The sequence below is a fragment of the Candidatus Chloroploca asiatica genome (assembly GCF_002532075.1).
Lineage (GTDB): Bacteria > Chloroflexota > Chloroflexia > Chloroflexales > Chloroflexaceae > Chloroploca > Chloroploca asiatica.
The window spans coordinates 1-8,687 of record NZ_LYXE01000070.1; the positions used below are offsets into that span (position 1 = coordinate 1).

The 8,687-nt window shown below is 62.8% G+C and carries 9 protein-coding genes; 2 read left to right on the forward strand and 7 right to left on the reverse strand.

The genetic code is table 11. The annotated features are described in order from the left end of the window. Positions 1-87 precede the first annotated feature (87 nt). From A9Q02_RS25395 to A9Q02_RS08110, 6 genes are all read right to left on the reverse strand, one after another. Positions 88-663: an IS3 family transposase gene (locus A9Q02_RS25395; RefSeq protein ID WP_216361469.1), complete on the reverse strand. Its 576-nt coding sequence runs from the start codon at positions 661-663 to the stop codon at positions 88-90. Continuing rightward, on the reverse strand, positions 664-918 hold the full coding sequence (locus tag A9Q02_RS25400) for an IS3 family transposase (protein ID WP_216361470.1): 255 nt from the start codon (positions 916-918) through the stop codon (positions 664-666). Then, positions 915-1,196 carry a transposase gene (locus tag A9Q02_RS25405; protein ID WP_216361471.1) on the reverse strand — a complete coding sequence of 94 codons (282 nt, stop codon included), beginning with the start codon at positions 1,194-1,196 and terminating at the stop codon, positions 915-917. Before A9Q02_RS25405 ends, A9Q02_RS25400 begins: the two co-directional genes overlap by 4 nt. Before the next feature lie 23 nt (positions 1,197-1,219). Then, positions 1,220-1,633, reverse strand: a complete 414-nt coding sequence (locus tag A9Q02_RS08100) for a transposase (RefSeq protein ID WP_097651855.1) — start codon at positions 1,631-1,633, stop codon at positions 1,220-1,222. A gap of 776 nt (positions 1,634-2,409) precedes the next feature. After that, complete coding sequence (locus A9Q02_RS08105; protein WP_097651856.1) at positions 2,410-3,807, reverse strand: hypothetical protein; 1,398 nt, start codon at positions 3,805-3,807, stop codon at positions 2,410-2,412. Between the two features lie 20 nt (positions 3,808-3,827). Then, the gene (locus tag A9Q02_RS08110) at positions 3,828-4,994 is read right to left on the reverse strand and encodes an effector-associated domain 2-containing protein (RefSeq protein ID WP_097651857.1); all 1,167 of its coding nucleotides are present in this window, start codon (positions 4,992-4,994) and stop codon (positions 3,828-3,830) included. A 142-nt stretch (positions 4,995-5,136) separates the two neighbouring features. Here A9Q02_RS08110 and A9Q02_RS08115 point away from each other — a divergent pair, with 142 nt between their 5' ends. Continuing rightward, complete coding sequence (locus A9Q02_RS08115) at positions 5,137-7,674, forward strand: effector-associated domain 2-containing protein (protein ID WP_097651858.1); 2,538 nt, start codon at positions 5,137-5,139, stop codon at positions 7,672-7,674. Positions 7,675-8,219: 545 nt separating this feature from the next. Here the strand turns inward: A9Q02_RS08115 and A9Q02_RS08125 are convergent. Further along, a complete protein-coding gene (locus tag A9Q02_RS08125) occupies positions 8,220-8,483 on the reverse strand; it encodes a hypothetical protein (protein ID WP_097651860.1) in 264 nt (87 codons plus the stop codon). Here A9Q02_RS08125 and A9Q02_RS24160 point away from each other — a divergent pair. Next, positions 8,467-8,616 carry a hypothetical protein gene (locus A9Q02_RS24160; protein ID WP_172450790.1) on the forward strand — a complete coding sequence of 50 codons (150 nt, stop codon included), beginning with the start codon at positions 8,467-8,469 and terminating at the stop codon, positions 8,614-8,616. The genes A9Q02_RS08125 and A9Q02_RS24160 overlap by 17 nt on opposite strands. Positions 8,617-8,687 lie beyond the last annotated feature (71 nt).

Sequence of the window (8,687 nt, forward strand, 5' to 3'; positions counted from 1 at the left end):
TGGTCGGGGCCAAGTCGCCCCGGCCGGGGCGACTTGGCCCCGACCAACCCCCAGCCGAAAAAATCGCCGATCGTACCCTCGGTGGGTTCATCCTCCCCGATACACCTCAGCAGGACGACGATAGTCCAGCGATTGATGCGGGCGTTCGTGATTATAAAAGTGCATGTATTCTGCGATCCTCATACGTGCCTCACGTGGACTTCCATACTCGTGGAGATACACCTCCTCATATTTCACTGATCGCCAGAGTCGTTCGGTAAAGATGTTGTCGTGGGCGCGTCCGCGTCCATCCATGCTGATCCTGGCTCCTGCGGCCTCCAATGTGCTCGTGAGCTGCAGACTGGTGAAATGGCTCCCCTGGTCGCTATTCCAGATCGTGGGCGTTGCCACCGTCAACGCACGATCCACGGCATCGAGCACGAAGGGCAGTTCCAGGGTCTCATCCAAGGCCCAACTGATCACGGAGCGCGAGTACCAGTCGAGGATGGCGACCAGGGAGAGCCAACCGCTCTGCAGACGGATAGACGTGATATCAGAGCCCCAGATCGCGTTCGGGGTGTGTGCCGTCACCCCGCGGATCAGGTAGGGATAGATGCGGTGTTGGGCGGCCCGCTTGCTCAGATTGGGGCCAGGGGTGATGCCCGCAAGCCCCATCTCGCGCATCTATCGTTGCACCCGTTTCCGGTTGATCAGCACCCCTTCCTCGTTCAGGATGACGGTCATCTTCCGCGACCCATAGAACGGATGGGCGGTATACAACGCATCAAGGCGGTGCTTGACGGCCACCTCCTCCGGCGATGGCGGCACCGGCTGGTCGTACAGACTTCGGCGACTGAGGCCCAGGAGAGCGGCCTGGGTACCCAGCGGGAGCGCCTCATCAGCGTGCTCGACCAGGGCACTACGTTCAGCACGGATCAATTCGGCAACTTTTTTTTTAAAAAATTGACATGCGTCGTTAAGCGCCCAATCTCTGCGTAGAGTTGTTCCAACTCACGAGCGTGAGCGGCCCGGAGCTCTGTCACCGAGTCCCGACGTTCGAACAGGTCAGGCAAGCTGGTCAGGGCAGCTTGCTTCCATTCGCGGAGCACCGTGGGGGCAACCCCGTGCTCGGCAGCGAGCTGATTGATGGATTTCGCTTCTTTCAAGAGCTCCAGAACCATCTGGGCCTTGAACGCGGCGGTGTAAACCTTTTTCATATGCCTATGATACGGAACCCTGGTCAGGTGAGTGTGCAGATTCTTGGGTCCATTATAAACCCGACAAACCAGCGCACGACGAGATTGCTGGCGAGATGCCAGGCCAGTTCGCGGTCGGAACAGCCCTCGGCCCAGGCGCGGACGATCTCGGCGCGGACGAACTGCTCCAGCGTGAAGGTCGGCGGCGCCCCAGGCGTACCCTCGGGATGACGATACGCGGCACAGGCCGCGACCACGGCCGCGGGATCATAGGCCAGGCCGATGCGCACCAGCGGATGGTCGCGCACCGTCGTCGTGAAGATCCGACGGAGGATGGTCGTCTCCGCCCAGATCAGGATCGGGCCAAGGAACGTGATGATCCAAGCTTGGAGCCAGCGCGGCACCGCGGGCAGATCGGGCGTGCCAGCCCGGAGGATTGGTGGTAGAATAGGGAGCATAACCGTCTTTTTTGTGTCCTTGATGCGGTTTTACTACAGTCATCATGCCACAAAAAAGCGGTTTTTCAAGCACGCAGATCGGCGATCCTTCGCACCCCGAACAGTTGCAGGTATTCTGCACCAGTCTCAAGCAGGGGGTCGAGACTGGAACGCTTCCAAACCTGCGCGCCAAATATAGCTGTGACGACCAACGCCCCGCAAAGCAGGGGGTCGAGACCAGCCCAACGCGGTCCAGATAGCGAAGCCGATGGCAGCACGTGACGACCAACGCCCCGCAAAGCAGGGGGTCGAGACGGGCAGTGCCCAGGCTAGCAGCGCGTCCAGGGCGTGACGACCAACGCCCCGCAAAGCAGGGGGGCGAGACCGGCGTCACCGTCACCACAGGGGTGTTGGTGGGCAGCGGGTGACGACCAACGCCCCGCAAAGCAGGGGGTCGAGACGACGATGGGGGATGCCACGGGCGTCCCGGTGGGAGCCGTGACGACCAACGCCCCGCAAAGCAGGGGTTCTTGGGAGATCTGCCGAGCGTATGCTGTGGGGATGTGGGGTAACGGGGCGTTGTCCGGCGCTCAACTGTCAGTCTGGGGGGATTATCCTTTTCACGGTGGGGCATGGGGTGGCAAGGAGCGATGCGGCGGGTTTCGCGCAGGGGGCCGTCCTTTTTAGGACAGGGGCCTCTCTTTGAACAGACAGGGTTCTATGCCGACAGGTCTGTGGGCGTAGCAGCAATGCGGTGGGGCGTTTGTCCAATGGATGGGCCAAGGGCTGCTGCGCCCCTACTTCCCGCCCAGCCCCGTAATGGCCGAGCGGCTTGCTTCGATGCCAAAGCCCCAGGCGAGGAGGGTGGCGTAGTCGGTCCAGAGGTTGGCCCCAAAGGTGGCGTTGTTGCCGTAGAGTTGCCCGAGTCCTACCAGCGCAAGGAGCACGAGCAGAAAGCCTGAGCTGAGCCAGAGTTCCCCTACGCGGCGTCCGCTTGCGTGCTGGGCCTGGGCTTCTGAGGTGGCGACCGGGGCAACCGAGGGCATCGTTGGCATGGCAAAAATACCAGGTTGCACGCCTCGTCCGCCGCCGAGGACAAAGGGCGCATCCGTGGCGTCGGGTGCTGGTGCTGGTGGAACAACCTCGGTCGCCAGGTTTGCGAGCTCGGTTTGCAGCAAGCTGCGATTGGCGGCATCGCTCGGGTCGAGCGTGAAGAGACGGGTTTCTAGGGCGCGGAGACGTTGCTGGAGCGAGGGATCGTGGCGGCTCTGGGTCAGCAAGCTGTCGATCTCTTCAAAAATGGCTTGATAGTCAGCGATGGCCTCCTGCTGCGCCTTCAGGCGACCTGCCACCGTGTCAGGCTCCTGGGTGCCCAGCGGGGCGTCGCGGGTGGCGTCCTTGAGATTCTGCTGCACGGTGTGGATGTAGGCCGTGTCTGTTGGCATGCTCGCGCTGGCGATGCGCTGCTCCAACTCTTTGATAAAGGTCGCCTGTGCGTGCCAGTTGGTACGATCACGCCGCCAGCGCAGCCAGATCGCTTCGGCGGTGCGGAGCTGGCTGTTCGCCTGCTCGAGATCAGCCCCTTGCAACGCGGCTTCGACATCAATCAATTGACGCTCGATCTGCTGGCGAAAGCTCGGGAGCAGTTCGGGATCGTTGCGGAGTTGGCTGCGCAGTCGCCCGGCACGAATCAGGATGTCGTCGTACGGGCGCACCTGCTGGCGATAATAGGTGAGCACGCCGCCGCCGGCAATGCCGAGCAGGAGCACCGCGAGCGCCCAGCCCCAGGGGTGTTTGACCTGCACCGTCACGGGGAGACTCAGGACATCGTTGGCAGAGGTGAGCAGTAGTTCGCCCTGATACGCACCGCTGGCGATGCTCCCCAGATCAAAGGTGGTCGTCACAGTCAGCACCTGGCCAGCCACCACCTGGGTTGCCGAGGTCTGGATGGTGATCTGCGGTGCAGGAATGGCCTGGCCCTGGTCGCTGATCAGATCCGTGGCAAGCCCTTGCAGCCCGGTGATTGGCATGGTGGCACGGATCACCGTCGTGCGCGTCAGGCGCTCACCCGTCACGCCAGCCGCACTGATGCGCGCTGGTGTCGCCGTCAGGCCACCCTGGGCCTGCGCTGATGAAGCCAGGAGCAGCCAGCACACCCCCAGACCAAGCAAGCACAGCAGCCATGTGTGGCGCATCACGATCTCCTTGGCGAACCTCACGGGCGTCGATCCACCACGATCATATCGCCAATGCCCTCAATACGGGCATTGGGTTCCTGGAGCGGCATGCCCTGTTCTACATTCCACCGGCGCAGGCCATCAATGACATGATTCTTCAGGTCGTCCACCGTCACGAAGCCTTTGTTGGCGCGATCCGCCGCTCCTTCCAGGCCATCAAGCAGGTAGTAACTGAAGACCCCATGCTGGACAGCGTGCCATTCCCGAGCGATCTGCTGCGAGGTGCTGGCGGCGAGTACCGCAAAACCTTCGGCCAGTTCAAAGCTATGGCGCAGAAAGTCCGGGTCGGTCATGCTGCGTCCGATCTCAATGCCGACATGGCATGCATCCAGCAGCAGCAGGCAGCGGTTTGCCTTGCTAGCGCGCAGTATCGCCTCAACCTCAGCAAGGGCCAGGGCCGACTGGGGCACACGAGCCCGCGTATTTTGCAACGCCAGCCAGCGTTGCCCGTCACGCAGCAGCCCGTGACAGGCAAAAAAGACCAGGATGAAGTCATCGTGCGCAGCACTGTCACAGATGCTCCGCAACTCTGCTTCCACGTTCTCCCGACTGGGAAAGCGATGACTCTTGGGGTCAAGCTCATCGTGCATAGCGACCACGGTATAACCGCCGTCAGCCAACTGCGTTGCGAGCGCGCGCACATCATTGACGCAATAGCGCAGCGTGGCATAGCTTGGCTCATTGTACTCGTTGATCCCGACCAGCAAGGCCCAGCGCTGCCGCACCGGGCCAGGCGGCGGGGGCGATGTGGGTGGCTGTGTCAGGGGATTGCCGCGGGGTGCAGGTGACGACGCGGTGGGATCGCTCGGCTCCACTGGCGCTGGTGCAGGAAGAGGGAGATCGATAGTGAGCTTCACTTCACTGCGTAGCCAACTGACCAACGCCTGCATCCGGAACGAGTCACCCTCAAACCCATCGATCGCCTGCACCAACTCTTCGAGGCCACCCTGATACTGTACGCACCGTTGCACAATATTGGCGACATCAGCCCTGAGCGCGGGATGACGGGCAATGCCTTGGCGAATACCATCACGCAACTGACGTACAATCAGCTCGCGGGTGCCCTGATCCGCAATGGCATCGCATGCACAGAGCAGGTCAATCAAGTGATTGCGTTGCGGGTTCGTGAGGACTGGTGGGGGCATAGGGGAGGCTCCTCGTGTGATCGCGCTTGGCAGAAATCAGCAGCAGAATTATAGCATGGACGTCCCCATCGATGGGCCAAACCGATCTGATATGGTATACTTTCGATCTATCTTCATTCATAGGTGAGTTCTGAAGCAAACGATGCCTGAGCCTTCCGATCAACTGACGCTGCGTTTTACGCCAACGCGCGATGGGGCGCGGATCAGGTGGGAGAGCGTGGCTGGGGGGACACGCACCAGTTCGTTGGTCGTGCCCTATGCCAGCGACGTGTTGCCCACCGTGCTCAAAGCGCTTGATGCCGCGCAACGCCCCGGTTATCCTGGCGTGGGGCCGGATGTGAGTCCGGAAGAGGTGCCGCACCTGGTTCGCGCTGGGCTTTGGGAGGCCGACCGGGTGGTGCCCGAGGTGCATCGGCGCGTTGGGCAGCGCTTGTATGCGGCGTTGATTGATGACCGTGACGGGGAACTCGCCCTGCGCCTGGCTCGTGAGTCGGCGCGGAGCCAGGGGAAAGCGCTGACGTATGTGCTGCGCTTTCCGCCCGAGGCGGTGGAACTGGCGGCGTTGCCGTGGGAGGCGCTCTGGGATCAGCGTCAGGCGTTGCTGCTGTCACGTGGGGGCCGTCAGCTTGATGCGCTCGAGCGTTATCTCGATCTGGATGAGGCCCTTTCCCCGCCCTTGCCAGCAAGCCACACGCTGCATATCTTGGCGCTCGCGCCACGCGCCGGCATTCCACCAGAGGTACGCGATGCCGAACGTGCCGCGCGCCTCCAGAGCTGGACGACCCTGCAGGATCAGGGGTTGCTGACCTGGGACGAACTCTCGCCCGTGACGGCGCGCACCCTGGATGATCGCATGCGCCGCGGGCCAACCCCCGATATTCTTCACTACTACGGCCACGGCAGCTATGACCACGGTCAGGGCTCCCTGGTCTTCGATAGCGAGGCGCGGGGGAGCAGGTATGAACTGGTGAGCGCCGGACGCCTGTCTGCCCTGTTGGGTGGCATCCGGCTCATCATGCTGTATGCCTGTCAATCAGCGATGGTCACCGCCGACCGGCACCAAGGGGTCTTCACTGGCGTGGCCCCGGCCTTGAGTGCCGTTGCCGAAGCGGTGGTCGCGATGCAATTGACGGTGCGCGTCACGGCGGCCACTCGTTTTAGCGAGGTCTTCTATGGTGAACTCGCCCGTGGTCAGTCGGTACAGGCCGCGGTCGCCGAAGCGCGCCGCTCGCTCTATGTGCTCGAAAGCGACGGCGCAAGCTGGTATGTGCCGACACTCTATCTTCGCACCCGCGAGCAGCGACCGCTCTATCTGGTGCAACCAGTCGCGGATGAACGACGGCCTCCCCGTGGCGGCACGCTTCAGCCTGAGGCCAACCCTCCAGATCACCAGGGACATTCCAACGGTGGCGCGTCATTGCCAGCGGCCCACTCAGAGGGACAACCAGCAGCGCCCACTGGCGATGCTTCATCACCAGCGGCCACCCCAGAGGGACAACCAGCAGCGCTCACTGGCGATGCTTCATCGCCAGCGGCCACCCCAGAGGAACAACCAGCAGCGTCCCCTGGCGATGCTTCGTCACCAGCAGCCACCCCACAAGGACACGCCATGCGTCAACTGACGATCCAAGAGCGAGGCCAGTTCGTTGAGCTTTTGCTGGCCTGCCCTGCAATGCAAGACAGCCACCAGCGCGGGAGTGTGCTCGACTTTCTTGAGGCCCACGTACGCAGCGCCATCCCCCGCCACGCCCAGAGCCGGGCCGATGTCTTGAGCATCGTCACCACCTGCAACAACTATCGTGGCGCACTGGACGCGTTGCTTAACGGGGTGCGCTTTTTTGATGAGGGCAGTGCCCCGATGCAGGCGGTTGATGATTTTTGGCGAGGCTTTGTGCCGACAGATGGGCCCACGCATACCATTGCCGCACCACAACAAGGCAGGGTCGCTGTCTATTTGGCTGCGCATCCGAAACTCCGCAGTGGCGTTGATGAACGCCCTGATGAGATCCTGATCGATTGGATCGAGGCGTTTGTGTCAGGCGATCCGACGCCGCTGACATGGGAGCAGCAGCTTTTCCCGGATCTCGAGCGGTATGTACGGATGTTTCGGCGCGAGCAGAAGAGCGTGCTTGCGCTGCGGGCGTTTGCGCGGAATGCGGCCGGGCTTGCGTTTGGGGCTGTTTTTTGTCAGCGTGCCGGTTTCCAGATCCACTACACCGATAATCGCCATCACGTGTGGCGCACCGACACGGCCATCGCTGTTCCATCACCTTTGACGCTCACGGAAGCTGTTGTGAACGAAGAGGGACACGATCTCGTCGTTGAACTCGCCGTCACCCAGGGAGCGACGAGGGTAACAGATGCAGTTGACCAATGGTTGCATTTACGCTCAGGCCAGGTTGCCGCAGGAGCGCACCGGCCCATCGGCAAACGCTTGCTCCTTGCGCTGCATCGCGAGCCCTCTGAACTGACGCCGGAAGAAGGGGCTGCGATGGCCCAGCAGGTATGTGCCTTGCTGAGCACGCAAAGCCGTCCTGGCGCAACCATTCACCTCTTTGGTGCGCTCCCGCTTGGGGTGTCCATCCTCATTGGCTGGGGGCTCAAAGCGGGCAGCCCGATCCAATGGTATGAACTGAATAGTGAAGGGCACTACCAGCCGGCGTGTGTGTTGCGCCCGTGAGGCACGGCTAGCGTGCCGGCGGTGCCATCGCGTCCTGATGCGGCGCATTGTCCAGCGCGCTCACGAGAGTCGGCCCCGCAGTGACGGCGTGCGTCTAGGTGAAGGGGGTGCATGTGTACTCGGATCTTTGGCGTATGATGTCGAACTTCCCCTGCTCACCCAACCTGTCCTCTTGCGCGGCCCACTCAACCGCAAGATCAAGCTCATCACGCGTCATGGTTTTGATGCGATAGCGCTTAGTACTCATAGAGACGGCCCTTTTTGTTGACGGCGTGCTGCTGCGCATATTGTAGCACGCACTGATGCGGCCTCCACAGAGCGCCGAGTCCACGGAACGACGCCGCCGCTGATGGCGGCGTTGTTCCCGGCGCAGGGCGTTGCTGACGCCGACCCCGCTGGACGATGCGCACGCGGTTGTGCGCGTGCATCACGATGCCTACCGTCTCCAACGACCAGATTAGCGTTATCCCACGCGCAACCAAAAAAAGGGCCAGCGCCGCCCGGCACTGGCCCTTCGTCATGCACTGAAAGGCGGTGGCTCCCCGCTACGCCAGCGCCTCCAGCGCGAGCAGGGTCACCGCGGCGGTGAGCGCCGGCGATGCGCTGAGCAGCCGGGCGGCGGCGGCGAGGCGTGCGGGAGGGAGGGCGAGGCTGGGTTCGGTCTGGTCGTTGGGTTGGCTCGCCAGGAGCGCCTGGAGGTCAGCGTGGGCTTGCGCGGCGAGCGCCTGGCAGAGTGCGGCGCACACGGCGGCGAGCTGAAGCGGCGGAAGCTCGGGTAGCGCTGGTGGCGGTGTGATCTCCAGGCGCACCGGTGCGGCCGGCGTTGGCGGCGTGGTGGTCTTCGCTGCGGGGCGCTGGCTGCGTTTGTTGCTGCGTGCGGTGGTGGTCGGGGCGGTCTCACGCGCTGGTGGCGCTGCCGCCGGTTGCGGTGGGGCGTGTTAAATGTCAACTAGATTTGCCGCCTGGTGTCAACTAGATTTGCCGGTTCCCGCTCCCTTCCCTCGTGACCTGCG